Raw genomic sequence first — 25,264 nt, 5'->3', positions numbered from 1 at the left:
CGGCGGGCGCTCAGCCCTGGCGCGGCAGCACCTCGCCGCTCGCCGCGTCCACGACCCTGCGGTCCCCGAGCGGCTCCCGCAGCGTCACCGTCACCGACTGCTCCTCGGCGAGCGCGATGCACACCCGGGCCGGGTCGGGGTTCGGCACCGTGATCTCCACCGACACCGTGTCCGCCGTCTCCGTCGCCTCGGCCGCGTAGGCGTCGCACACACCGCCCCAGAAGTTCACCGTGAGCGTGCGGCCGTCACCGCTCGCCCGGTAGGAGGTGCCCGGCACCGGCGGCAGCTCGTCCGAACCGCCCGGGGGCTCCGGGTCGCCGCCCTCCCCGGGCGGCTGGGGGCCCTTCACATAGGCCGGGTCGACGGCCGTACGGGCCACCGTGAACGCCGCGCCGCCCTCGTCGCCGGCGTTCTCGGGCTCCACCCGGAACAGCCAGGACGGCACCAGCGCCTGACGCCCGTCGACCAGCTGCGCCGCCAGCCCGAACTCCGCCTCGGTGATCGTCAGGACCTCCGGGGCGGCCTTCGTCGTGGCCGAGGCCGGGTCGCAGGGCCGCTGCGGCAGCCCCGGGTCCGCCGGCAGGTCGTCCTGGTGCGGTACCGGGGTGGCGCAGCCGCCGATGCCGACGCGCCCGGAGCCGCGGCCCTCCTCGTTGAGGGCCTTCACGGCCTCGTCCGCCGAGACGACCGGGTAGCTGTGGCTGCGGACCGGCTCCTTCAGGTGCCCGCTCCCGCCGACCACCTGGCCGTCCGCCCCGACCTGCACGCCGGTCGACCAGCCGTAGGTCGGCAGCCCGTCGACGACCGGGTCGGCGTTCACCACCCGGACGGCGCCCATCAGCTGGTCCGAGCGGAGCCGGGCGTCGCCCTGGCCGACGGCCTCCAGCACCGGCGCCGCGGCCCGCTCGGCCTCCTCCTCGCCCACCGCGGGACCCGGCTCCCGGGGCCCGTCCGCGGACGGACCGCCGGAGGGGCACTCCTTGCCCTTCAGGCAGTTGTCGCCCCCCGGGTTCGGGCCGAAGCGGGCGAAGGTCCAGGTGCCCGGAGCCTGGCGGTCGACCTGGAGCACCGGGCCGGAGCCGTCCTTGTCGGAGCCGATCTTCCACACCTGCCCGGCCAGCTCCGGGGGGCCCGCGAGGCCGAGCGCCTCGGCCAGCCGGGACACCTCCGCCTCCGTCACCGAGCCCGAGGCCCGCTGCACCGCCGCGCGCTCCGGGCCCTCGGGCAGCTCGCCCTCCGGCCGGTAGACCACTCCGCCGCCGTTCGGGTCCGGTTCGCCGGGCGCGATCGACCCCGGGTCGCCCCCGGCCCCGTCCAGCGCCAGCAGGGGGGCGGGCTCGCCGGCCCGGGTCTCGGCCTCGGCACCCGAGGGCGCCCCGGCGCCGTCCGAACCGCCCGACGCGAGCCAGGCCCCGCCCCCGCCCGCGACCAGCACCGCCACCGCCACCGAGGCGACGGCGAGCCGGGAACGCCGACGGCGTGTGCTCTCGTGCGTGTCCTGCGTGCTGCTCACCGCATCGCTCCTTGTCTCCTGGCCTCCTGCCGCGGAGGGCACGGATGGGACGGGGCGGGGGAGCGTGCGGTTCCCTCGGGTACTCCGACCGGGCGGCGCCGGGCCCTCACGGCCCCGGCTGCCCGGTCCCCTCAGGCCCCGTACCCGGAGAGCGCCCCGAGCATCCGGGCGGAGGCGGCGGGCACCACGACACCGTGGATCAGCGACGGCGGCACCGGCGCGGCCGCCGCGGCGGCCGGGACGGCCCAGTGCGGAGCCATCCGGATGCAGTCTCCGCGCAACTGGGCCAGGCTCAACTCGGAATCCCGCGACTCGCTCGCGGCGATGGGCTTCGACATGAGCGCACCGTAACCACCGGAGAGTGACGGAAAAAGCCCTACTATCGGGTAGTTTCCGCGTCGGAAGAGGGCCCCGGACCCGGTAGCGTGGACCGTCACTGCCCGCCCCGCCCCAGGAGCGCCTCACCGTGCGTATCGCAGTCACCGGCTCCATCGCCACCGACCACCTCATGACCTTCCCCGGTCGCTTCGCCGACCAGCTGGTCGCCGACCAGCTCCACACGGTCTCCCTCTCCTTCCTCGTGGACACCCTGGACGTCCGCCGGGGCGGCGTCGGCGCGAACATCTGCTTCGGCATGGGCCAGCTCGGCACCTCGCCCGTCCTGGTCGGCGCGGCGGGCGCCGACTTCGACGAGTACCGGGCGTGGCTCGACCGGCACGGCGTGGACACCGCATCGGTGCGGATCTCCGAGGTCCTGCACACCGCCCGCTTCGTCTGCACCACCGACGCCGACCACAACCAGATCGGGTCCTTCTACACGGGGGCGATGAGCGAGGCCCGCCTGATCGAGCTCAAGTCCGTCGCCGACCGTGTCGGCGGCCTGGACCTGGTGCTGATCGGCGCCGACGACCCCGAGGCCATGCTCCGCCACACGGAGGAGTGCCGCTCCCGGGCGATCCCCTTCGCCGCCGACTTCTCCCAGCAGATCGCGCGGATGTCCGGCGAGGAGATCCGGATACTGCTGGACGGCGCCGCGTACCTGTTCTCCAACGAGTACGAGAAGGGCCTCATCGAGTCCAAGACCGGCTGGAGCGACGAGGAGATCCTGGCGCGCGTCGGCCACCGGGTCACCACCCTGGGCTCCCGCGGGGTGCGCATCGAGGCCGCGGGCGAACCGGCGATCGAGGTCGGCTGCGCCGAGGAGGAGTGCAAGACCGACCCGACGGGCGTCGGCGACGCCTTCCGCGCCGGCTTCCTGTCCGGCCTGTCCTGGGGCGTGGGGCACGAGCGGGCCGCCCAGGTCGGCTGCATGCTGGCCACCCTGGTCATCGAGACCGTCGGCACCCAGGAGTACACGCTGCGCCGCGCCCACTTCATGGAGCGCTTCACCAAGGCGTACGGCGACGACGCGGCGCAGGAGGTCCGCGGCCACCTCGCCTGAGGCGACGGCCGCCCCGCCGCCGGACCGCGGGTGCGGCTCCGGCCGGGGCGCGGGCAGGGCCCTGCCCCCGGTGGCCGCGAGCCGCCCGCGGCACCGGGCGCGCCGCCTGCCCCCGGCGGGCCCGCCGCCTACACCCGGCGGCGGACCGTGTAGGCCACGCCCCCGGCCTCCGCGGCCCGCTCGCCCACGTACTCCTGGTCCCGCATCGCGCACCACGCGGGGATGTCCAGCCGGGCCGCCGCGTCGTCGGACAGGACCGTGACGGTCCCCCCGACGGGCACGTCGCCGATCACCCTGGCCAGCTCGATGACCGGGATCGGGCAGCGCCGCCCCAGGGCGTCCACGACCAGCGCCGCCTCCTCGCCGTCCGCACCCGCCGGGGCGGCCCGCTCCGCCGCCGGCCCGTGCGCGGGGGCGCCCAGCCGCTCCCGCGCCGCGGAGACCACCCCCGGGAGCACCTCAAGGAAGCGGTCCACGTCGGCGGGCGAGGTGCCCGGCGGGAGCGAGACCCGCACGTTGCCCTCCGACAGGACCCCCATCGCGCGCAGCACATGGCTCGGCGTCAGCGTGCTGCTGGTGCACGAGGAGCCGGAGGAGACGGAGAAGGAGGAGCGGTCCAGCTCGTGCAGCAGCGTCTCCCCGTCGACGTAGAGGCAGGAGAAGGTCACCACGTGCGGCAGCCGCCGCACCGGATCGCCCACCACCTCCACGTCCGGCACCAGCACCGGCACCCGCTCCCGGATCCGGTCCACCAGGGCCCGCAGCCGGGCGCCCTCCGCCGCCGCCTCGGCCCGCACCGCGCGCAGCGAGGCGGCGGCGGCCACGACCGCCGGGATGTTCTCGAACCCCGGCGACCTGCCCGACTCGCGTTCGTCGCCCGGCCCCTGCGGTGCGAAGCGGACGCCCTTGCGGACGGCCAGCAGGCCGACGCCGGAAGGCCCGCCCCACTTGTGGGCGCTGGCGGCCAGCAGGGACCAGGGCCCGTCCACCGGGCCCCAGGCCAGCGACTGCGCGGCGTCCACCAGCAGCGGCACCCCCGCCGACCGGCACGCGGCTGCCGCCTCCGCCACCGGCTGCACGGTGCCCACCTCGTGGTTGGCGGACTGCAGGCACGCCAGCGCGGTGCCCTCCCGCAGCGCCTCGGCGAAGGCGCCGGCGGGCACGGCACCGGTGCGGTCCACGCCGACCTCGGTCACCTCGCCGCCGCCCGCCCGGTGGGCGGCGGCGGCGTGCAGCACGGCCGAGTGCTCCACGGCGGAGACCACCAGTCCCGCCCCGACGCGCCGGCGCCCGGCGAGGGCGCCCGAGACTCCCGTGTGGAGGGCGCGTGTCCCCGATGGAGTGAAGACGAGTTCGTCCGGTCGGCAGCCGACCGCCTCCGCCGCCGCCTCCCGGGCCGCGTCGAGGAGCATCCGCGCCCGCCTGCCCTCGCGGTAGAGGCGGGCCGGATCGGCCCAGCCCTCGTCCAGTGCGGCCAGCAGGGCCTGACGTGCGACGGGGTGGAGCGGAGCGGAGGATGCGGCGTCGAAGTAGGGCACGCCGACACGCTAGCGCCGGACCGGAGTCAGGGCGTCAGATGGGCCCTGGAGTGGGGCGTTCCACCCCTTCGGGGTGTCGGGCGGCGCGTTGGGCACCCTCCCCGCGCGACCCCAAATAGCGTCCAGTAGGGTTTGGTCCGCATAAACATCCAAACCCCTGCCCGCGTCAGGGCCGGCGACCGACCAGCGAGACGGCCGCAGCCCGGCCGCGCGGGCCGAGACTCTCGGGAAGGCGCTACGTGAGTCCCAACGGCTCCGACCGCTCGTCGCGGCGCCCGATGCGGCGGAAGCTGCCGCAGGTGCTGACTGCGGGCCTGATCCTGGCTACCGCCTCCGGTTGCTCATACAACTGGGAGGACTTCCCCCGCCTCGGGATGCCTACCCCGGTGACGGAGGAGGCCCCGCGGATCCTCTCCCTCTGGCAGGGCTCGTGGGCGGCTGCGCTCGCCACGGGCGTGCTGGTGTGGGGTCTGATCCTGTGGAGTGTCTTCTTCCACCGCCGTAGCCGCACCAAGGTGGAGGTCCCCCCGCAGACCCGGTACAACATGCCCATCGAGGCGCTGTACACCGTGGTCCCGATCATCATCGTCTCGGTGTTCTTCTACTTCACCGCGCGTGATGAGTCGAAGCTTCTCGAGCTCTCCGACAAGCCCGCCCACACCATCAACGTGGTCGGCTACCAGTGGAGCTGGGGCTTCAACTACCTCGAGGACGTGGACGGCGACCCGGCCACCGGTGACGCCGCCGCCAGCGCGGAACTGAACGCGATCCCGGACAAGTACACCAACGACTTCCCCGCGGGAGCCGAGGGTGTCTACGACGCGGGCATCCCGGGCACCCGGAACCCGCAGACGGGCAACCCCGGCCCCACGCTGTGGCTGCCGAAGGGGGAGAAGGTCCGTTTCGTCCTGACCTCCCGGGACGTCATCCACTCCTTCTGGGTCGTCCCCTTCCTGTTCAAGCAGGACGTCATCCCGGGCCACACCAACGTGTTCGAGGTGACCCCGAACGCGGAGGGCACCTTCCTGGGCAAGTGCGCCGAGCTCTGCGGCGTGGACCACTCCCGGATGCTCTTCAACGTCAAGGTCGTCTCCCCGGAGCGCTACCAGCAGCACCTGGAGGAGCTCGCCGAGAAGGGGCAGACCGGCTTCATCCCGTCGGGCATCGAGCAGTCTGACCCGGCCAGGAATGCGGAGAAGAACCAACTGTGAGCATCCTCAACGAACCCCAGGGTGCCGCCGCGGCAGGTGAAGACTCGTACGAGAACGAGCTGCCCGTCCGGCGCAAGCAGCCCGGCAACGTCGTCGTCAAGTGGCTGACCACCACCGACCACAAGACGATCGGCACGCTCTACCTCGTCACGTCGTTCGTGTTCTTCTGCATCGGCGGAGTGATGGCGCTCGTGATGCGCGCCGAGCTCGCTCGTCCGGGCACGCAGATCATGTCCAACGAGCAGTTCAACCAGGCGTTCACCATGCATGGCACGATCATGCTGCTGATGTTCGCCACCCCGCTGTTCGCGGGTTTCGCGAACTGGATCATGCCGCTCCAGATCGGTGCGCCCGACGTGGCGTTCCCGCGGCTGAACATGTTCGCCTACTGGCTCTACCTCTTCGGCTCGCTGATCGCGGTGGCCGGCTTCCTCACCCCGCAGGGCGCGGCCGACTTCGGCTGGTTCGCCTACGCGCCGCTGAACGACGCGGTCCGCTCGCCGGGTGTGGGCGCCGACATGTGGATCATGGGCCTGGCCTTCTCCGGCTTCGGCACCATCCTCGGATCGGTCAACTTCATCACCACGATCATCTGCATGCGCGCGCCCGGCATGACGATGTTCCGGATGCCGATCTTCACCTGGAACGTGCTGCTGACCGGTGTGCTGGTCCTGCTCGCCTTCCCGGTCCTCGCCGCGGCCCTGTTCGCGCTGGAGGCGGACCGCAAGTTCGGCAGCCACATCTTCGACGCGGCCAACGGCGGCGCCCTGCTGTGGCAGCACCTCTTCTGGTTCTTCGGCCACCCCGAGGTGTACATCATCGCGCTGCCGTTCTTCGGCATCGTCTCGGAGATCATCCCGGTCTTCTCCCGCAAGCCGATGTTCGGCTACATCGGCCTGATCGGGGCGACGATCGCGATCGCCGGCCTCTCCGTGACCGTGTGGGCCCACCACATGTACGTGACCGGCGGAGTGTTGCTGCCGTTCTTCTCGTTCATGACCTTCCTCATCGCGGTACCGACCGGTGTGAAGTTCTTCAACTGGATCGGCACGATGTGGAAGGGCTCGCTGTCCTTCGAGACACCGATGCTCTGGACGATCGGCTTCCTGGTCACCTTCACCTTCGGTGGTCTGACCGGTGTCATCCTGGCCTCGCCGCCGCTGGACTTCCACGTCTCCGACTCCTACTTCGTGGTGGCGCACTTCCACTACGTCGTCTTCGGCACCGTGGTCTTCGCGATGTTCGCCGGCTTCCACTTCTGGTGGCCCAAGTTCACCGGCAAGATGCTGGACGAGCGCCTCGGCAAGATCACCTTCTGGACGCTGTTCATCGGCTTCCACGGCACCTTCCTGGTCCAGCACTGGCTGGGCGCGGAGGGCATGCCGCGGCGCTACGCCGACTACCTGGCGGCCGACGGCTTCACCGCCCTGAACACGATCTCGACCATCAGCTCCTTCGTGCTGGGCCTGTCGATGCTTCCGTTCATGTACAACGTCTGGAAGACCGCCAAGTACGGCAAGAAGATCGAGGTCGACGACCCGTGGGGCTACGGCCGCTCGCTTGAGTGGGCCACGTCCTGCCCGCCGCCGCGGCACAACTTCCTCACCCTGCCCCGCATCCGCAGCGAATCGCCCGCGTTCGACCTGCACCACCCGGAGATCGCGGCGCTCGACCAGCTCGAGCACGGCGGCGTCCCGGCCGGGGCCGTGGCCGGCGGCAAGGAGGAGAGCAAGTGAAGATCCAGGGCAAGATGTTCCTCTGGCTGAGCGTCTTCATCCTGGCCGTCGCCGTCCTGTACGGCGTCTGGTCGAAGGAGCCGGTCGGAACCACCGCACTCTTCCTGGCCTTCGGCCTGGCGGCCATGATCGGCTACTACCTGGCCTTCACGGCCCGGCGGGTCGACCAGATGGCGCAGGACGACAAGGAGGCCGACGTCGCGGACGAGTCCGGCGAGGTCGGGTTCTTCTCCCCGCACAGCTGGCAGCCGCTGTCGCTGGCGATCGGCGGTGCGCTCGCCTTCCTGGGCGTGGCGATGGGCTGGTGGCTGCTCTACTTCTCGCTGCCCGTCATCCTGATCGGCATCTTCGGCTGGGTGTTCGAGTACTACCGCGGTGAGAACCAGAACCAGTAGCACCGTGTCCTAGACCCGGTGCCGCGAACGGCGCACCGTCCGCCCCGTCGGACGGCCCGAGGGCCCGGAACCGCCTCGCTCGGCGAGGCGGTTCCGGGCCCTTCGTCACTCCGGAAAGGTGGTTGAGGGCTCCTCGTTCGGAGTCATCCAGCGCGCCGCTGCTGACAGCCGTCCATAGCGTGTGCTCATGAACCACACGCCGCGATTCCGTACCGCAGTCGGAGGCATCCTGCTGGTCGTGACCCTCGGGACGGTCGCGACCGCGTGCGGCGACCCCGACGCCCACCCGCTCTCCGCGCAGCCCTACGACGCCGCGCGGCAGATCGCCTTCAACACCGAGACCGACGGCCGCAAGGTCGACCCGGACAAGCCGCTGGAGATCACCGCCAAGGGTGAGGGCGGCCGGATCACCGACGTCACCGTGACGGACGACGCCGGGCGCTTCCTCGCCGGCGAGCTCTCCGCCGACGGCGTCCGCTGGCGCTCCACGGCCCCGCTCGCGGCCGGTGCCCGCTACACCGTGCGGGTCTCCACCGAGGACGAGGACGGAGCCCCCGGCGTCCGGGTGCTGACCTTCGAGACGAAGCCCGCCGAGCGCTTCCTGGCCGCCGAGTTCGGCCCCGAGGCCGGCACCTACGGCGTGGGCCAGCCGGTCACCGCCAAGCTCAGCCTGGCCGTCAAGGACGAGGACGCCCGGCGCACCGTCGAGCGCGCCCTCAAGGTGACCTCCCGGCCCGCCGTGGAGGGCTCCTGGTACTGGGTGGACGACAAGACGCTCCACTACCGGCCGAGGGAGTACTGGCCCAGCGGGGCGACGGTCACCGCCTCCAGCAACCTCAAGGGCGTCAAGGTGACCGGCCAGCTCTACGGCGGCCCCTCGAAGCCGCTCGAACTCTCCATAGGCGACCGCATCGAGGCGGTCACCGACGCCGCCGCCCACACCATGGTGGTCAAGCGGAACGGAGAAGTGATCAACACCATTCCGGTGACCACCGGCAAGCCCGGCTTCGACACCCGCAACGGGGTCAAGGTGGTGCTCGGCAAGGAGTCCTACGTCCGGATGCGCAGCACCAGCATCGGCATCGCCGCGGGCAGCTCCGAGTCCTACGACCTGCCGGTCTACTGGGCCACCCGGGTCACCTGGAGCGGGGAGTACGTGCACGCCGCGCCCTGGTCGGTCGGCTCGCACGGCGCCGCGAACGTCAGCCACGGCTGCACCGGTATGTCGATGGCGAACGCCAAGTGGTTCTTCGAGACCGTCCGCCAGGGGGACATCGTCTCCGTCGTCAACAGCTACGGCGACATGATGACCCCGTTCGGGAACGGGTTCGGGGAGTGGAACCTGTCCTGGGAGAAGTGGCGCGAGGGCTCCGCGCTGACCGGGGGCACCGCCGAGGACACCGGTCCCAGCGCCGCCACGGCCCGTCTGCGGCCCGTGGCCCTGTAGCCCGGCCCGGGTGCCCGCGACGTCCGGCCGGGGAGGAGACCGCTCCACGGCCCCGTGCGCGCCCCCCTCGGGCCCGGCGGGCCCGAGGGGGGCGGAGGCCGCGAGGGCGGCCCGGACCCCCTCAGACGCCCGAGGAGAGCCGCTCGCGCAGCAGCGAGGCCAGGGCCTCGGCCAGCTCCACCGGCTCCACCGGCAGGGTGACGGCCGCCTCGGCCCGGCTCCAGGTGGCCAGCCAGGCGTCCTGCGGGCGGCCCATGAGCAGCAGCACGGGCGGGCAGTCGTAGATCTCGTCCTTGATCTGCCGGCAGACCCCCATGCCGCCCGCGGGGACCGTCTCGCCGTCCAGGACGCAGGCGTCCACCCCGCCCTGCTCCAGGGCCTTCAGGACGGCCGGGAGCGTCGCGCACTCCACGAACTCCACCGGCGGCACGTCGGCGGCCGGCCTGCGCCCGGCCGCGAGGCGCACCTGTTCGCGCGTGTTCGCGTCGTCGCTGTAGACCAGGACCGTGGCGCTCGACTGCATGGTTCCTCCGCCTCGTACGAACAGAGCCTGTGGACGCGGATGCTACTCCCCCCGACCCGCTGTCAACACCGGTTCGGACAGCCCTTCGATGGGCCGTTCGGGCTGGACAGCGCCCACGGACACACCGAACGGCACCCCCGGAGTGAGGGCGGGATAAGCGACCGACATAATGTCGGTCGTGGCGACAGCAACGACAGTAGAAACCGGGCACGCGCACCCGTCGGTCAATCGGCCGAACCTCACCAGCGTCGGAACCATCATCTGGTTGAGTTCCGAGCTGATGTTCTTCGCGGCCCTCTTCGCGATGTACTTCACCCTGCGATCGGTGACGGGTGCCGAGTTCTGGTCAGAGAAGGCCGACACGCTGAACCTGCCGTTCTCGGCGACCAACACCACGATCCTGGTGCTCTCCTCACTCACCTGCCAGCTCGGCGTCTTCGCCGCGGAGCGGGGCGATGTGAAGAAGCTCCGGACGTGGTTCATCATCACGTTCGTGATGGGCGCGGTCTTCATCGGCGGCCAGGTCTTCGAGTACACCGAGCTGGTCAAGCACGAGGGGCTCTCCCTCTCGTCCGACCCGTACGGCTCGGTGTTCTACCTGACGACGGGCTTCCACGGCCTCCACGTGACAGGCGGCCTCATCGCCTTCCTGCTGGTCCTCGGCAGGACGTACGCGGCCAGGAGGTTCACCCACGAGCAGGCAACCGCCGCCATCGTCGTGTCCTACTACTGGCACTTCGTCGATGTCGTCTGGATCGGCCTCTTCGCCACGATCTACCTGATCAAGTAAACGGCGGAGGCGCCGGCCCGGAGCCGAGCCGCCCGAAGCAGACACAGTCCAGAAGCATCGACGCAGAAGATCCTGACACCGGGGTAATCCGTGAAAAAGCTCTCCGCACGACGACGCCATCCGCTGGCGGCGGTCGTCGTCCTACTCCTCGCGCTGGCGGCCACTGGGGGGCTGTACGCCGCGTTCGCACCCGCGGACAAGGCGCAGGCCGATGAGACCGCCCAGTCCCTCGCCATCAAGGAGGGCCAGAAGCTCTACACCGTGGGCTGCGCCAGCTGCCACGGAACCGGCGGTCAGGGCACCAGCGACGGTCCCTCCCTGGTCGGCGTGGGCTCCGCCGCGGTCGACTTCCAGGTCGGCACCGGCCGGATGCCCGCCATGCAGCCCGGCGCGCAGGTGCCGAAGAAGAAGAACATCTACTCCCAGACGGAGATCGACCAGCTCGCGGCGTACGTCGCCTCCCTGGGCGCCGGACCGATCACTCCGACCGAGGAGCAGTTCGACCCGGCCGAGGCGGACATCGCCAACGGCGGCGAGCTCTTCCGCACCAACTGCGCCCAGTGCCACAACTTCACCGGCAAGGGCGGTGCGCTGACCGAGGGCAAGTACGCCCCGGCGCTCGACGGCGTCAGCCCCAAGCACCTCTACGAGGCCATGCAGACCGGCCCGCAGAACATGCCGTCCTTCCCGGACACCGTGATGCCCGAGCAGGAGAAGCGGGACATCATCGCCTACGTCAAGGCCGTGAACAGCGACGACACCCCGTCTCCCGGCGGCTTCGGCCTCGGCGGCCTCGGCCCGGTGAGCGAGGGTCTGTTCGGCTGGATCTTCGGTCTGGGCTCGCTGATCGCTGTTGCCGTCTGGGTTGCGGCCCACACCGCTAAGGCCAAGAAGTCATGAGTAGCCAAGAGAATCCTGAAGAGAACCTGCCCGCAGAGCAGGGCTCCGCGCACGACGCGGCACACGCCGGCGGCACGACCGTCGTCCAGCACGACGAGGACCCGCTCGCCGACCCGGGGCTGCCGGCCCACAAGCCGCGCATCCAGGACATCGACGAGCGGGCGGCCAAGCGCAGCGAGCGCACCGTCGCGCTGCTGTTCACGCTGTCGATGCTGGCCACGGTCGGCTTCATCGCCTCGTTCGTGATCTTCGACATCGACAAGATCATCTACGTCTGGCCGCTCGGCCACATCAGCGCGCTGAACTTCTCGCTGGGCCTGACCCTGGGCCTCGCGCTGTTCTGCATCGGCGCCGGTGCCGTCCACTGGGCGCGCACCCTGATGTCCGACGTCGAGGTCGCCGACGACCGTCACCCGATCGAGGCGGCGCCCGAGGTCAAGGCGAAGGTCATGTCGGACTTCGCCGACGGCGCGCGCGAGTCCGCCATCGGCCGGCGCAAGCTCATCCGCAACACCATGTTCGGCGCGCTGGCCATGGTCCCGCTCTCCGGCGTGGTGCTGCTGCGCGAGCTCGGCCCGCTGCCCGAGGACAAGCTGCGCAAGACGCTGTGGGCCAAGGGCAAGCAGCTCATCAACATGAACACCAACGAGCCGCTGCGTCCCGAGGACATCACGGTCGGCTCGCTGACCTTCGCCATGCCCGAGGGCCTGGAGGAGGACGACCACGACTTCAACACCGAGATCGCCAAGGCCGCCCTGATGATCGTCCGGATCCAGCCGGAGGACATCAAGGACAAGCGCGAGCTCGAGTGGTCGCACGAGGGCATCGTGGCGTACTCGAAGATCTGCACCCACGTCGGCTGCCCGATCAGCCTGTACGAGCAGCAGACGCACCACGTGCTGTGCCCGTGCCACCAGTCCACCTTCGACCTGTCCGACGGCGCCCGCGTCATCTTCGGCCCGGCCGGCCACCCGCTGCCGCAGCTGCGGATCGGTGTGAACGCCGAGGGCAACCTCGAGGCGCTCGGCGACTTCGAAGAGCCCGTCGGTCCTGCCTTCTGGGAGCGCGGATGAGTACTGCAACGGCAACAGACAGCAACAAGAAGGCACCGGCCGGCGAGAAGGTCGCCGACTGGGCCGACGGCCGGCTGGGGATCTACTCCCTGGCCAAGGCCAACATGCGGAAGATCTTCCCGGACCACTGGTCCTTCATGCTGGGTGAGATCTGCCTCTACAGCTTCATCATCATCATCCTCACGGGTGTGTACCTGACGCTGTTCTTCCACCCGAGCATGAACGAGATCGAGTACCACGGCTCGTACGTGCCGATGCAGGGCATCCGCATGACCGAGGCGTACGCCTCGACCCTGGACATCAGCTTCGACGTCCGCGGCGGCCTGCTCATCCGGCAGATCCACCACTGGGCCGCGCTGATCTTCCTCGCGGGCATGTTCGTGCACATGATGCGCGTCTTCTTCACCGGCGCGTTCCGCAAGCCGCGCGAGATCAACTGGCTGTTCGGCTTCCTGCTGTTCGTCCTCGGCATGTTCACCGGTTTCACCGGCTACTCGCTCCCGGACGACCTGCTCTCCGGCACCGGTGTGCGCTTCACGCAGGGCGCGATCCTGTCGGTGCCGATCGTCGGCACCTACATCTCGATGTTCCTGTTCGGCGGGGAGTTCCCGGGCCACGACATCATCGCCCGGTTCTACTCGATGCACATCCTGCTGCTGCCGGGCATCATGCTCGGCCTCGTGGTGGCGCACCTGATCCTGGTCTTCTACCACAAGCACACGCAGTTCGCGGGCCCCGGCAAGACCAACAAGAACGTCGTCGGCATGCCGCTGCTGCCGGTCTACATGGCCAAGGCGGGAGGCTTCTTCTTCCTGGTCTTCGGCCTGATCGCGATCATCTCCGCGCTGTTCACGATCAACCCGATCTGGGCGCTGGGCCCCTACCGCTCGGACCAGGTGTCCACGGGCGCCCAGCCGGACTGGTACATGGGCTTCGCCGAGGGCCTGATCCGTGTGATGCCGGGCTGGGAGATCAACCTCTGGGGCCACACCCTGGTCCTGGGCGTGTTCATCCCGCTGCTGGTCTTCGGGCTCGTCCTCGGGGCGATCGCGCTCTACCCGTTCATCGAGTCCTGGATCACCGGCGACAAGCGCGAGCACCACATCCTGGACCGCCCGCGCAACGCGCCGACGCGCACCGCGCTCGGTGTCGCCTGGGTCACCGCCTACGTGATCATGCTGCTCGGCGGTGGAAACGACATCTTCGCGACGCACTTCCACATGTCGATCAACGCGATCACCTGGTTCGTCCGCATCGCGTACTTCGTCGGACCGGTCCTCGCCTTCGTCATCACCAAGCGCATCTGCCTCGGCCTCCAGCGCCGCGACAGGGAGAAGGTGCTGCACGGGCGCGAGTCCGGCATCATCAAGCGCCTCCCGCACGGTGAGTTCGTCGAGGTCCACGAGCCGCTCTCGCAGGCCGACCGCTACAAGCTGACGGCGCACGAGCAGTACGCCCCGGCCGAGCTCGGTCCCGAGGTCGACGAGAACGGCGTGCGCCGCAAGATCGGGCGCATGGAGAAGCTGCGCGTCAAGCTCAACAAGGGCTACTACGGCGGCGACAACCAGGTCGCCAAGCCCACGTCCGAGGAGTACCGGGAGATCACCAGCGGCCACGGCCACCACTGACCCCCCGGCACACGCGTCGCCACACGCCCGAAGGGCCCCGTCCATCCGCTGGACGGGGCCCTTCGGGCCGTCCGGCGCTGGATAGGGTGGAACCCGAACCCCATTGGCTGTGGACCCCAGGAGCGGACCATGAACGTTGTGACCCCGGACGGCGGCGACAGCGTGGCGGACCTCTCCTGGCCCGCCGTGCTGAACGCCGTCCTCGACGAGAGCGGCCAGGGCGCCGAGGCCACCGCGTGGGCCATGGACCGGATCCTGCGGGGCGAGGCCACCGACGCGCAGATCGCCGGCTTCGCCGTCGCCCTGCGCGCCAAGGGCGAGACCGTGGAGCAGATCTCCGGACTGGTCCGCACCATGTACGCGCACGCCAACCTGATCGAGGTGCCCGGCCGCACCGTCGACATCGTCGGCACCGGCGGGGACGGCGCCAGGACGGTCAACATCTCCACCATGTCCGCGATCGTGGTCGCCGGCACCGGGGCCAAGGTGGTCAAGCACGGCAACCGGGCGGCCTCCTCGGCGAGCGGCGCCTCCGACGTCCTGGAGAAGCTCGGCGTCAACCTGGAGCTCACCCCCCGGCGGGTGGCGGAGGTCGCCGAGGAGGCGGGCATCACCTTCTGCTTCGCGGTGCGCTTCCACCCGGCGCTGCGGCATGTGGCCTCCGCCCGCAGGGAGCTGGGCATCCGCACCGTCTTCAACTTCCTGGGCCCGCTGACCAACCCGGCCCGGGTGAAGGCCCAGGCGACCGGTGTCGCCGACGCCCGCATGGCGCCCATCATGGCCGGGGTGCTCGCCGCCCGGGGCTCCTCCGCCCTGGTCTTCCGGGGCGACGACGGCCTGGACGAACTGACGACCACCGCCACCTCCCGCGTGTGGGTCGTACGGGACGGCGCCGTCCGCGAGGAGCGCTTCGACCCCCGGGACATCGGGATCGACCTGGTGCCCGTGGAGGCGCTGCGGGGCGCGGACGCCTCCTACAACGCCGATGTGGCCCGCCGGCTGCTCGGCGGGGAGACCGGACCGGTGCGCGACGCCGTGCTGCTCAACGCGGCGGCCGCGCTGGTGGCCCTGGAGCCCACCGACGGCACCCTGGACGAGCAGCTCGCGGCCGGGGTGGCGCGGGCGGCGCGGTCCATCGACTCGGGCGAGGCCCGGGCCGCCCTGGAGCGCTGGGTGGCCGCCAGCAACGCCTGAGGTCCGCGGACGCGGCGGTGCGGGGGCGGGGTCCGGATGGCGGACCCCGCGCCCGTGGCGTCCCGCACGTGTGGCAGGATGCTCACCAAGGTCATGAGTGACAGCGACCACGGCCCCGGCCCGCTGTCCGGCAACCCTCCGTCCGTGGCGGGGTGCCCCGGGTGAAGACCAGGCCGCAGGCAGCGAGGTCTGCGGCAAGCGCGGACCCCTCACCGCTCCGGGGTCCTGGTCGAGGAGCTGTCCCGTGAGCAAGCGAATGCGCTAGGGCGTCGTTCGACGGCCCCGTCCCGCCCTGCCGCGGACGGCGGCGCCCGCTCGAACCACGCCCGGGAGGCGCCCCCGGGCTCCCTCCCCGCCCCCTCCGCACACCCCTTCCGCGTGTGCGTCGAGGCATCCCCGTACGCCGCGACGGGTCGTCGCCGCCCGTTCGCCCTTCCCGCCGGGAGACTCCGCCATGTCCGTGCGCCCCGCCACCGCCACCGCCACCGCCGCCCCCTCCGCCCGCCGCGCCCCGGCCCCCGCCGCCGCCGACGGCGGCGTCTGTCGCCCCGGGCCGCTCGCCGTCCTCGGCCGGGACGTCACCGTGCCCCTGGCGACCGGCGGGGAGATCGGCTACGCGGCCCTCGACTACGCGGCCAGCGCCCCGGCGCTCCAGCGGGTCTGGGACGACGTCGCCGCCTACGCCCCGTACTACGGCAGCGTCCACCGCGGTGCCGGGTACCTCTCCCAGCTGTCCACCGACCTCTTCGAGAGCAGCCGGGCGGCCGTGCGCACCTTCCTCGACTGCCGCGAGGACGACCAGCTCCTGTTCACCCGCTCCACCACCGACTCGCTCAACCTGCTCGCCTCCGCCCTGCCCGCCGGCTGCCGGGTGTTCGTCTTCGAGACCGAGCACCACGCCTCCCTGCTGCCCTGGCGCGGTGCGCAGCTGACCGTCCTCGACGCGCCCCGCACGCCCGACGGGGCGGTGCGCGCCCTGGAGCGGGCACTCGCCGACCGGGACCCCCACGGACCGGCCCTGGTCTGCGTCACCGGCGCCTCCAACGTGACCGGCGAGCTCTGGCCGGTGCGGGAGCTGGCCGCCGCCGCCCACGCCCACGGCGCCCGCATCGTGCTGGACGCCGCCCAGCTCGCGCCGCACCACCCGGTGTCCCTGCGGGAGACCGGCGCGGACTGGGTGGCCCTCTCCGGGCACAAGCTGTACGCGCCGTTCGGCTCGGGCGTGCTCGCCGGGCGGGCGGACTGGCTGCGGGCCGCCGAGCCCTACCTCGCGGGCGGTGGCGCCTCGCGCACCGTGGCCCGGCGCCCGGAGGGCGGGGGAGCCGGCGGGCTCGACGTGGAGTGGCACACCACCGAGGCCCGGCACGAGGCGGGCTCGCCGAACGTGATCGGCGCCTACGCCATCGCCTCCGCCTGCCGGGCGCTGACCGAGGCGGGCTTCCCCGGCCTCGTCGCCCGGGAGCAGCGCCTGGTCGCCGAGGTGCGCGCGGGGCTGGCGGACATCCCCCAGGTCCGGGTGCTGTCGCTGTTCGGGGACGACGCGCCGCGGGTGGGCGTGCTGTCCTTCACCGTCGACGGCTGGAACAGCTCCCACGTCGCGGCGGCCCTCTCCGCCGAGTACGGGATCGGCGTCCGCGACGGCCTGTTCTGCGCCCATCCGCTGGTGCGCACGCTGCTCGGCGCGGGCCGGGGCGAGGCGGGGGAGTGCGGGGCCCCGGAGCCGGCGCCCGGGGGCTCGGCGCCGCTGAACGCCGTCCGGGTGAGCTTCGGCGCGGGGACCCCCGACGAGCACATCGCGCGCTTCCTGGCCGCGGTGCGGGAACTGGTCCGCGACGGCGCGCGCCTGCGCTACCGCACCGAGGGCAGCCGCTGCGTGCCGGACCGCGGCTGACCGCCCCGCCCCGGGCCCGGCCGGGCGGGAGCGGCCGGGCGGCTCCCGGGGCTCAGGCGTCGAGGCCGATCGCGAACGCGGCCTCCAGGTCGTGCTGCGAGTACGTCCGGAAGGCGACGTGGGTGTCGGTGCCCTCGACACCCGGGATCTTGCTGATGCGCCCGGGGATGACGTCGGCGAGGTCGTCGTGCCGCGCCACCCGGACCATGGCGATCAGGTCGTACGTCCCGGTCACCGAGAAGACCTCGCTGACGCTGTCCAGCGCGGCGATCGACTCGGCGATCTCGGGGATGCGGTCCACGCTGGTCTTGATGAGCACGATCGCAGTGATCACGGCTTGCCTTCTCCCTCGCTGGCCGCTGTAGACGCCCTCACTCTAGCCCCCGGCCGGAAGCGGCCCCAGGCAAAGAGGAAGCCGGTGGTGAACCCGGCCAGGTGCGCGAGATAGGCGACGCCCGGGCCGGGCCCGGCGTTCTGCGCCGCCACCCACTGGACCGCGAACCAGAAGACGAGCACGGCCCAGGCCGGGAAGCGCAGCGGAACGAAGAAGAGGAAGGGGAAGAGGCTGGTCACCCGTGCCTGGGGGAAGAGGTGGAGGAAGGCGCCCAGGACCGCCGAGATGGCTCCCGAGGCGCCCACCAGCGTCTGTGCCGACTCGGCGTTGGCCACCGCGTACACCAGCAGGGCGACATAGCCCGTGCCGAGGTAGAACAGGACGAAGCCGCTGCGCCCCATGCGCTCCTCGGTCATCGCTCCGAAGACGTAGAGGAAGAGCATGTTGCCGAGCAGGTGCAGCCAACTGCCGTGGACGAACGGTGCGGTCAGCGGGGTCAGCAGTGCCCGGGGCGAACCGGACAGCAGCTCCGCGGGGACCACCCCCCAGCGGGCGAAGTAGGAGGACTGCGCCTCCAGCAGCTGCTCCGCACCCCCGTGGGCCGGGTTCAGCCCGGAGACGGGGCTGACGGCGAAGAGCGCGCAGCACAGGGCGATCAGGGCGTAGGTCGCCACCGGGGTGCGCACCGCCCCGGTGACGGCTCCGCTCGCAGGGGGCCACCGACCGATCATGGACAGAGCATGGCGCAGCGGGAGGAAACGGTACAGCGTGCCTCGCCGTGACCGCGGGTACCCGTGAGGCCGTAGGGTTGCAGGGAGTACATCCGCAGTTCGACGGCGCACCGCGGGTCCCGGCACCGTGAGACGAAAAGGACGGCACGATGACGACGGTTCCCACGCCGACGGCCGACACCCGGTGGCGCTGCACGCTCTGCGGCAACCTCACCCGCTTCGACGTCACCCGCTCGTCCAAGGTCGTGGAGTACGTCCACCTCGACCTCGCGGGGGAGCCGACGGTGGAGGAGCGCGACGTGGTCAGTGAGACCATCGAGTCGGTCCGCTGCCGCTGGTGCAACGCGGTGGACCAGATCGAGCTGGTGGACAGGCCGGGCGCCGCTTCCTGAGAGAGCGGCCCCCTGAGGGTGTAGGGGTGACGGATCGTGGAGCAGCCCGCAGGCGACGCGGAACCGGCCGGTGCGGCCGCAGGCGCCGCGGAGGCCCTCGACCGCCCGCTGCCCGAGGGTGTCCGGCGGCGGGTCGTCGCCCTGGTGTCCGACGCCTTCGGCAGCCTGACCGTCGCCGAACTCCCGCCCCAGTTGCGGCAGTACGCCCGGTTCACCCCGACCCGCAGGGCCAGGTTCGCCGGGAACGCCATGGCGGCCGCGCTCGACGGCGACCCCGTCTTCCGCCGGCGCGTGGCCGAGCGGCTCGCGAAGGGCCAGCCGGAGCTGGCCGGGGCGCTGGAGGCGGGGGCGCCGCCCGGGGCGGCCGACCCGGTGGACGTGGCGGCCGCCGCCTATGTGCTGCGCCCCGCCGGGTGGGTGAAACTCGTCGCGGCCGCGGGCGAGGAGGTCGAGCGCGCGGACGCCGAGCGGGTCGAGGAGGAGGGCCGGCGCGAGCTGGAGCGGCTGCGGGCGGAGCTCGCCGAGGCCCGCGGCCAGGTCAGGTCCGAGACCGACCGGCTGCGCGCGGAGCTGGAGGCGGCCCGCAAGGAGGGCGACTCCCTCGCCCGCAAGCTGCGCAGCGCGCAGGCGGACGTCAAGCGGGGCGAGGCCGCGCTGCGGCGCTCGGCCTCCGAGATCGAGTCGGTGCGGGCGCAGGCGGCCGCGCAGGTGTCGGCCGCGGAGAGCGAGACCCGGCGGCTGAAGGCGCGCCTGGGCGAGGCGGAGGCGGCCGTGGAGGCCGGGCGCCGTGCGGCCCGCGAGGGGCGCTCCGTCGAGGACATGCGCCTGCGGCTGCTTCTGGACACCGTCCTGGACGCCGCCCAGGGGCTGCGCAGGGAGCTGGCGCTGCCCCCGGCGGGCATGCATCCGGCGGACACGGTGGACGCGGTGGAGCCGGGCCGGATGTCGCCCAAGGACATCGCCGCGCGGGCGCTGTCGGAGACCGACCCGGCGCTGCTGGACCAGCTCCTCGAACTGCCCCAGGCGCACCTGGTGGTGGACGGCTACAACGTCACCAAGACCGGCTACCCCACCATGCCGCTGGAGAAGCAGCGGCTCCGGCTGCTGGGCGGCCTGTCCGGGTTGGCGGCCCGCACGGGGGCGGAGGTGACCTGCGTCTTCGACGGCGCCGAGCTGGCCGCCCCGGTGCTGCTGGCCCCGCCGCGCGGGGTGCGGGTGCTCTTCTCCAAGCCGGGTGTCACCGCCGACGAGCTGATCCGCCAGCTGGTCCGCGCCGAGCCGCCGGGGCGGCCGGTGGTGGTGGCCTCCACCGACCGCGAGGTGGCCGACGGGGTGGCCAAGGCCGGTGCCCGGCCGGTCGCGTCCCTCTTGCTCCTGAAGCGCCTTTCGCGCCTCTCGTAACTCTCGCCGCACATGCCCGAATTGGTGCGCCTTGTGGGGGACGGTGCGTCAGGTTTCCACTACGGCGCGTGGGGTGAGGGTAAAGAATGGTGTGTCCGGGGGAGATTTTCCCGATGAGGATTTGAAGTGATCACAGGAAGGTCACTAGGGTCTGGGCTCGAACCTTCGCGCGGTCGCTCACCCAGCCGGGGTGGCAGCGAAGGAACCGCCGAGTTCGTACAGTTCGACCTCTCCGTCCCGGGGCTGCGACGTGCGGACGCCGGGGGCTGGGTGCCCCACGCAGGCCCGGTAGGCGGCTCGAGGCAGAAGGAGCTCGCCTTCGTGGCGTCCCACCGTCGTCCCAAGCAGCCGAGCCGCGCCCGAGTGACCGTGCTCACCGCGACCGCCGCAGCCGCCGTCGCCCTCACCGCCCAGAGCGCCCAGGCCGATCCGACCCCGAGCAAGAGCGAGGTCAAGGAGAAGGTCGACAAGCTCTACGAGGAGGCCGAGAAGGCCACCGAGAAGTTCAACGGGGCCAAGGAGAAGCAGGACAAGCTCTCCGAGCAGATCGACGCCCTCCAGGACAAGGTGGCCCGCGGCCAGGAGGAGCTCAACACCCTCCGGGACAGCCTCGGCTCGGTCGCCAGCGCGCAGTACCGCTCCGGCGGCATCGACCCCTCCGTGCAGCTCTTCCTCTCCGGGGACCCGGACACCTACCTGGACAAGGCCTCCGCCCTGGACCAGCTCGGCGCCAAGCAGACCGCCGCCATCCAGGAGATCCAGTCCAAGCAGCGCATCCTCGCCCAGCAGCGCCAGGAGGCCCAGGGCAAGCTCAAGGACCTGGAGGAGACCCGGACCGAGCTCGGCGAGAAGAAGCAGGAGGTCCAGAGCAAGCTCGCCGACGCGCAGAAGCTCCTGAACTCCCTCACCGCCGCCGAGCGGACCGCCCTGGCCGAGGAGGAGACCCGCGCCGACCGCGCCAGCGAGCGCGCCGACCTCGGCCCGGCCGTCCCCGCCTCCCAGCGGGCCTCCTCCGCCTTCGCCGCCGCCCAGTCCAAGGTCGGCTCGCCCTACGTCTACGGCGCCTCCGGCCCCAGCTCCTTCGACTGCTCCGGCCTCACCTCCTGGGCCTTCGCCCAGGCGGGCGTCTCCATCCCGCGCACCTCGCAGGCCCAGGCCAACGCCGGTACCCGCCTCTCGCAGAGCGAACTCAAGCAGGGCGACCTGGTCATCTTCTACGGCGACCTGCACCACGTCGGCTTCTACGCCGGCAACGGCCAGGTGCTGCACGCCCCGAAGCCCGGCGCCAACGTGCGCTACGAGTCGATCAACAACATGCCGTTCCAGTTCGGCGTGCGCATCTGACGCAGGCACCGCGGAGTCCGGCGCGGACGCCCCGGCCCGGCCGACGCGCCACCCGTCCGAACGGGCGAATTCCGCCGCCCTCCCGCTGACGCCCCGCCCCGCCGATGACCTGTGGTCCGTCGACGGGGCGTCACCGTGCGCGCCCACGGCGGTCGTTGGCCGCCGGGTCACGGCCCGGCTACTCTCTGCCGCGCAACATGCCCAGTCCTTGCGTCCCCGCGACGCGTGCGGAAGGGAGCGCGGCCCGTGGTGTCCCACCGCCGACCCTCACAGACCGGTCTCGCAGCGAGCGCCCGGGTCACCGTGCTGTCCGCGGCAGCGGCCACCGCGGCCGCCGCCCTGGCCTCCGCCCCCGCGGGCGCCGAGCCCCGGGAGACGGCCGCGGCCACCCGCGCCGAGGTCGACCGCCTCTACACCGAGGCCGAGCGCGCCACCGAGCGCTTCCACCGGGCCGACGAGGACGCGGGACGGCTCCGGGAGCGCGTCTCGGGGGCCCGGGACCGGCTCGCCCGGGGCCAGGACCGCATCAACGGGATGCGCCGCACCCTCGGTTCGGTCGCCGGAGCGCAGTACCGCTCCGGAGTCGACCCCTCGCTGGAGCTCTTCCTCTCCTCCGACCCGGACAGCTACCTGGAGCGGGCGGCCGCGCTGGAGCGGCTCGGCGACCGCCACGCCCGCACCCTGGCGGAGTTCCGGGACGCGCAGCGCGAGCTGGACCAGCAGCGGGCCGAGGTGGCCCGCGACCTGACCGAGCTGGAGCGCAGCCGCTCGGCGGTCGCCCGCCACAAGCGCAGCGTCGAACGCAAGCTGGAGCACGCGCGGCGGCTGCTGGAGCGGCTGCCCGCCGCCGAGCGCGCCTCGCGCTCCGCACGGGACGGGAGCGCGCCCGGGACCGTCCTCCTCGCCTCCGGGTCCCGCCACGCCTCCTCCGCCGCCGCGGCCGCCCGCGGCGCGGTCGGCAGCCCGTACGTGTGGGGCGCCAACGGGCCCTCCGGCTTCGACTGCTCGGGCCTCGTGCAGTGGTCCTACGCCCAGGCGGGGGTGGCGCTGCCCCGCACCTCCCAGGGCCAGGCGAACGCGGGGCGGCGCATCCCCCTGTCCGAGGCCCGGCCCGGCGACATCGTCACCTACCGCGGCGACGCCAGCCACGTCGGGATGTACATGGGCAACGGGCAGGTCGTCCACGCCCCCTACCCGGGCGCGGCCGTGCGCTACGACCCGGTGGGCATGATGCCCGTCCACGCGGTGACCCGGGTCTGAGGAGCGGCCGGGCCGTGGCGGGGCCGGTCCCGGGCCGGGCCCCCGCGCCGCCGCTTCCGTACGATCGGCAGGGTGGCAGGTCAGGGGCGCGTCCGGCGCGCGGTGATCCGCGGCACGGCGGGGCTCGGCCTCGCCGCGCTGCTGCTCCTGCCCGCCTGCTCTCCCGCCCCGTCCCCGCTGGACCCGGCGGCCGAGGGCGTCCAGCGCACCCTGGACGCCCGCGCGGAGGCCGTCCTCGACCGCGACCGCGACGGCTACCTCGCGGTCCTCGCCCCCGGCGACCGGCAGCTGCGCACCGCCCAGGGCGAGGAGTTCGACCGGCTGGCCGAGGTGCCCGTGGGCACCTGGGAGTACCGCCTCGCGGGTGTGCGCCACGACGGCGGCAGGGCCGTCGCCGACGCCGAGCTGCGCTACCGGCTCGACGGCTACGACTCCGCGCCCATGACCGCCTCCCGGGTGCTGGAGCTGACCGAGCGCGGCGGACGCTGGCTCATCACCGCCGACCGGCCCGCCACCGGCGCCGCCCAGCAGCTCTGGCAGCAGGGCGGGGTACGGGCCGTGCGCGGCGCGGACAGCCTGGTGCTGGGCGTCGGGCAGGACCGGGAGCGGCTGCGGGAGCTGGCCGAGACGGCCGACCGGGCGGTACCCGCCGTGGAGGACGCCTGGCCCGAGGGCTGGGACGGCCGGGTCGTGGTGCTCGTCCCCGCCTCGCTGGAGGACATGGGGCGACTGCTCGGGGGGCCCTCCGCGAGCTACCGGGGCGTCGCGGCCGTCACCACGGCCGAGACCGGCGCCGCCGCCCCGGCCGACCGCGTCGTCGTCAACCCCGAGGCCTACGCACTCCTCGGCGAGCTCGGGCGGCAGGTGGTGCTGACCCACGAGACCACCCATGTGGCCACCCGCGCGGACACCTCCGCCGCCACGCCCCTGTGGCTGTCGGAGGGCTTCGCCGACTGGGTCGCCTACCGCGGCTCGGACCGCACCGATGCGCAGATCGCCCCCGCACTGCACCGGGCCGTGCAGGCCGGGCGCACACCCGCGGCCCTGCCGGAGGACGAGGACTTCGCCTTCGGCGGCGACGCGGACGCCCTCGCCCGCGCCTACGAGGGCGGACGCCTCGCCTGCACGCTCATCGCCGAGCGCTGGGGGGAGGAGCGGCTGACGGCCTTCTACCGCACCGTCGGCGCCGCCGGGCACCGGGAGGGCGCCGTCGAGCACGCGCTCCGGCAGGAACTGGGCACCACCCTGGAGGCGTTCACCGGGCAGTGGCGCGACCATCTGCGAGCGCGGCTCGGCTGAGCGCGCCCCCGGTGCCGCCCCGCCCCGCCGAGGTCGCCCGCCACAGCCCCCGGCAGGCCCCCAGCGCGGCCGCCGCCAGCAGCCCGTTGCGGACCACCAGCAGGGCCACGCCCAGGGCGTCGCCGGCCACCACATGGGCGAAGAGGACGGGGAACTCCAGCAGCGTCACCCCGGTCGCCGCCAGCACCAGCAGCGCCGGGCGCACCATCCGCGTCCGGGGGTGCACCAGGCAGACCGCCGCCAGCCCCACCAGCCACACCAGGTACTGGGGGCTGAGCACCCGGCTGGTGACCGTGAACAGCAGCACCGCCGCGAAGGCGGCGTCCGCGGGCCCCTGGGGCCCCCAGCGGCGCGCCCTCAGCCGCCACACCACCAGCCAGGCCCCCGCGGCTGCCGCCGCCGCCAGCGCCAGCCCGCTCACCAGCCCGACGTACGGGCCCACGAACTCCACCGACCCGTAGTTCAGCAGCACCTCGCCCTCCCAGCCGGCGTGCCGTGCCAGGTGGAAGACCAGCGCCCCGAAGGACTCCACCTCCGTCCCCCGGTCCCGCTGGAAGGCGGCGAAGGCCAGCGCGCCCGGCAGCGCGGCCGCCAGCGCCGCCGTGCCCGCCCCCGCCACCACCAGCGCCGCCGTGAAGCAGCGGCGGGCCGTCCGTCCCCGGGGGACGCCCACCAGCAGCAGGGCGGGCCACACCTTCACCAGCGCCCCGAACGCGGCCAGCGCCCCCATGGCCCGCGGCCGCCGCACCCCCGCGGTGAGCGCCGCCACCGCGACCGCGGTGACCATCAGGTCGTAGCGGGTGTAGGCGGTCGGCCCCAGCAGGGGCACCCCCGCCACCCACGTCCAGGTGCCGCGCCGGGTGCCCGCCCGCCGGCCCGCGCGGTGCACCAGCACCAGGACCGCCAGGTCGCACAGGAGCAGCAGCACGGTGAAGGCCGCGGCGTAGTCCAGCGGGCGCAGCAGGCCGGGGGAGAGGATCGCGAGCGCCGCACCGGGCGGGTACTGCCAGGTGACGTCGTCGGCCGGGTAGGCGCCCCGGCTCAGCACCCCGTACCAGCCCCGGTAGATGACGTCGACGTCGCTGGTGACGTCCGGACCCGGCAGGACGAGCACCCCCGCCGCGCACAGCAGCAGCAGGGCCCGGGTCCCCGCCCAGACGGCCGGTGCGAGCATCCCGCCGGGGACCGCCGCCCTCGCCATGCCGTCCCCCTCGCGCCGCCGT

The 25,264-nt window shown here is 72.8% G+C and carries 23 protein-coding genes and 1 riboswitch; of the genes, 16 read left to right on the top strand and 7 right to left on the bottom strand.

Going from position 1 to position 25,264, the window contains the following annotated elements; translation table 11 throughout:
- Positions 1–10 precede the first annotated feature (10 nt).
- Positions 11–1,513: a hypothetical protein gene (locus tag ACGF15_RS19100; protein ID WP_392800326.1), complete on the bottom strand. Its 1,503-nt coding sequence runs from the start codon at positions 1,511–1,513 to the stop codon at positions 11–13.
- Between the two features lie 131 nt (positions 1,514–1,644).
- The gene (locus tag ACGF15_RS19095) at positions 1,645–1,851 is read right to left on the bottom strand and encodes a hypothetical protein (RefSeq protein ID WP_345609903.1); all 207 of its coding nucleotides are present in this window, start codon (positions 1,849–1,851) and stop codon (positions 1,645–1,647) included.
- A gap of 128 nt (positions 1,852–1,979) precedes the next feature.
- Between ACGF15_RS19095 and ACGF15_RS19090 the strand changes: the two genes are divergently transcribed.
- Positions 1,980–2,954, top strand: a complete 975-nt coding sequence (locus ACGF15_RS19090) for a carbohydrate kinase family protein (RefSeq protein WP_345609901.1) — start codon at positions 1,980–1,982, stop codon at positions 2,952–2,954.
- A gap of 128 nt (positions 2,955–3,082) precedes the next feature.
- Here ACGF15_RS19090 and ACGF15_RS19085 read toward each other — a convergent pair whose 3' ends face one another.
- Positions 3,083–4,492 (bottom strand): aminotransferase class V-fold PLP-dependent enzyme, encoded by a 1,410-nt coding sequence (locus tag ACGF15_RS19085; protein ID WP_345609899.1) that lies wholly within the window; start codon positions 4,490–4,492, stop codon positions 3,083–3,085.
- Positions 4,493–4,731: 239 nt separating this feature from the next.
- Between ACGF15_RS19085 and coxB the strand changes: the two genes are divergently transcribed.
- The 4 genes from coxB (at position 4,732) to ACGF15_RS19065 (ending at position 9,281) form a co-directional block, all read left to right on the top strand.
- Positions 4,732–5,703: a cytochrome c oxidase subunit II gene (gene coxB, locus ACGF15_RS19080; protein ID WP_256527324.1), complete on the top strand. Its 972-nt coding sequence runs from the start codon at positions 4,732–4,734 to the stop codon at positions 5,701–5,703.
- Complete coding sequence (gene ctaD, locus ACGF15_RS19075; protein WP_392800321.1) at positions 5,700–7,439, top strand: cytochrome c oxidase subunit I; 1,740 nt, start codon at positions 5,700–5,702, stop codon at positions 7,437–7,439. Before coxB ends, ctaD begins: the two co-directional genes overlap by 4 nt.
- On the top strand, positions 7,436–7,834 hold the full coding sequence (locus ACGF15_RS19070) for a cytochrome c oxidase subunit 4 (RefSeq protein ID WP_256527195.1): 399 nt from the start codon (positions 7,436–7,438) through the stop codon (positions 7,832–7,834). The genes ctaD and ACGF15_RS19070 overlap by 4 nt, the downstream gene beginning before the upstream one ends.
- A 187-nt stretch (positions 7,835–8,021) precedes the next feature.
- Positions 8,022–9,281 carry an Ig-like domain-containing protein gene (locus tag ACGF15_RS19065; protein WP_345614577.1) on the top strand — a complete coding sequence of 420 codons (1,260 nt, stop codon included), beginning with the start codon at positions 8,022–8,024 and terminating at the stop codon, positions 9,279–9,281.
- Positions 9,282–9,402: 121 nt separating this feature from the next.
- Here the strand turns inward: ACGF15_RS19065 and ACGF15_RS19060 are convergent, their stop codons facing one another.
- Positions 9,403–9,804: a hypothetical protein gene (locus ACGF15_RS19060; protein ID WP_256527193.1), complete on the bottom strand. Its 402-nt coding sequence runs from the start codon at positions 9,802–9,804 to the stop codon at positions 9,403–9,405.
- Positions 9,805–9,973: 169 nt separating this feature from the next.
- On the opposite strand from ACGF15_RS19060, the gene ACGF15_RS19055 reads away from it, so the two are divergent.
- The 6 genes from ACGF15_RS19055 to ACGF15_RS19030 all read left to right on the top strand — a co-directional run bounded on the left by ACGF15_RS19055 (position 9,974) and on the right by ACGF15_RS19030 (position 17,280).
- Positions 9,974–10,594 (top strand): heme-copper oxidase subunit III, encoded by a 621-nt coding sequence (locus ACGF15_RS19055; RefSeq protein WP_256527192.1) that lies wholly within the window; start codon positions 9,974–9,976, stop codon positions 10,592–10,594.
- A gap of 90 nt (positions 10,595–10,684) precedes the next feature.
- The gene (locus ACGF15_RS19050; protein ID WP_256527191.1) at positions 10,685–11,494 is read left to right on the top strand and encodes a c-type cytochrome; all 810 of its coding nucleotides are present in this window, start codon (positions 10,685–10,687) and stop codon (positions 11,492–11,494) included.
- The gene (locus ACGF15_RS19045) at positions 11,491–12,567 is read left to right on the top strand and encodes a ubiquinol-cytochrome c reductase iron-sulfur subunit (protein ID WP_256527190.1); all 1,077 of its coding nucleotides are present in this window, start codon (positions 11,491–11,493) and stop codon (positions 12,565–12,567) included. The genes ACGF15_RS19050 and ACGF15_RS19045 overlap by 4 nt, the downstream gene beginning before the upstream one ends.
- Positions 12,564–14,195: a cytochrome bc complex cytochrome b subunit gene (locus ACGF15_RS19040; RefSeq protein ID WP_392800313.1), complete on the top strand. Its 1,632-nt coding sequence runs from the start codon at positions 12,564–12,566 to the stop codon at positions 14,193–14,195. The genes ACGF15_RS19045 and ACGF15_RS19040 overlap by 4 nt, the downstream gene beginning before the upstream one ends.
- A 129-nt stretch (positions 14,196–14,324) precedes the next feature.
- Positions 14,325–15,389, top strand: a complete 1,065-nt coding sequence (gene trpD / locus ACGF15_RS19035) for an anthranilate phosphoribosyltransferase (protein ID WP_345614579.1) — start codon at positions 14,325–14,327, stop codon at positions 15,387–15,389.
- An 89-nt stretch (positions 15,390–15,478) separates the two neighbouring features.
- Positions 15,479–15,596: riboswitch (SAM riboswitch) on the top strand.
- Between the two features lie 247 nt (positions 15,597–15,843).
- On the top strand, positions 15,844–17,280 hold the full coding sequence (locus ACGF15_RS19030; RefSeq protein WP_392800310.1) for an aminotransferase class V-fold PLP-dependent enzyme: 1,437 nt from the start codon (positions 15,844–15,846) through the stop codon (positions 17,278–17,280).
- A gap of 52 nt (positions 17,281–17,332) precedes the next feature.
- Here ACGF15_RS19030 and ACGF15_RS19025 read toward each other — a convergent pair whose 3' ends face one another.
- Both ACGF15_RS19025 and ACGF15_RS19020 read right to left on the bottom strand, forming a co-directional pair.
- Positions 17,333–17,614, bottom strand: a complete 282-nt coding sequence (locus ACGF15_RS19025; RefSeq protein WP_065488891.1) for an Lrp/AsnC family transcriptional regulator — start codon at positions 17,612–17,614, stop codon at positions 17,333–17,335.
- Positions 17,611–18,345 carry a rhomboid family intramembrane serine protease gene (locus tag ACGF15_RS19020; RefSeq protein WP_392800307.1) on the bottom strand — a complete coding sequence of 245 codons (735 nt, stop codon included), beginning with the start codon at positions 18,343–18,345 and terminating at the stop codon, positions 17,611–17,613. The genes ACGF15_RS19025 and ACGF15_RS19020 overlap by 4 nt, the downstream gene beginning before the upstream one ends.
- 149 nt (positions 18,346–18,494) lie before the next feature.
- On the opposite strand from ACGF15_RS19020, the gene ACGF15_RS19015 reads away from it, so the two are divergent.
- From ACGF15_RS19015 to ACGF15_RS18995, 5 genes are all read left to right on the top strand, one after another.
- Positions 18,495–18,737, top strand: coding sequence for a hypothetical protein (locus tag ACGF15_RS19015; protein ID WP_345614582.1), 243 nt, complete (start codon positions 18,495–18,497; stop codon positions 18,735–18,737).
- Between the two features lie 33 nt (positions 18,738–18,770).
- Complete coding sequence (locus ACGF15_RS19010; RefSeq protein ID WP_376427421.1) at positions 18,771–20,138, top strand: NYN domain-containing protein; 1,368 nt, start codon at positions 18,771–18,773, stop codon at positions 20,136–20,138.
- 321 nt (positions 20,139–20,459) lie between these two features.
- Entirely contained in the window at positions 20,460–21,482 is a 1,023-nt protein-coding gene (locus tag ACGF15_RS19005; protein WP_345614584.1) for an NlpC/P60 family protein, read from the top strand.
- 246 nt (positions 21,483–21,728) lie between these two features.
- The gene (locus ACGF15_RS19000; protein ID WP_345614585.1) at positions 21,729–22,742 is read left to right on the top strand and encodes an NlpC/P60 family protein; all 1,014 of its coding nucleotides are present in this window, start codon (positions 21,729–21,731) and stop codon (positions 22,740–22,742) included.
- Between the two features lie 72 nt (positions 22,743–22,814).
- The gene (locus tag ACGF15_RS18995; RefSeq protein WP_392800302.1) at positions 22,815–24,041 is read left to right on the top strand and encodes a hypothetical protein; all 1,227 of its coding nucleotides are present in this window, start codon (positions 22,815–22,817) and stop codon (positions 24,039–24,041) included.
- Here ACGF15_RS18995 and ACGF15_RS18990 read toward each other — a convergent pair.
- Positions 23,998–25,242, bottom strand: a complete 1,245-nt coding sequence (locus tag ACGF15_RS18990) for a glycosyltransferase 87 family protein (RefSeq protein WP_392800298.1) — start codon at positions 25,240–25,242, stop codon at positions 23,998–24,000. The two genes, ACGF15_RS18995 and ACGF15_RS18990, sit on opposite strands and share 44 nt — an antisense overlap.
- Between the last annotated feature and the right edge of the window lie 22 nt (positions 25,243–25,264).

The sequence above is a fragment of the Streptomyces sp. NPDC048001 genome, assembly GCF_043203115.1.
In the GTDB taxonomy this organism is placed as follows: Bacteria; Actinomycetota; Actinomycetes; order Streptomycetales; family Streptomycetaceae; genus Streptomyces; species Streptomyces sanyensis.
Note: the sequence above shows the minus strand (reverse complement) of the source record. Positions and strands in the feature narration are given on the sequence as shown.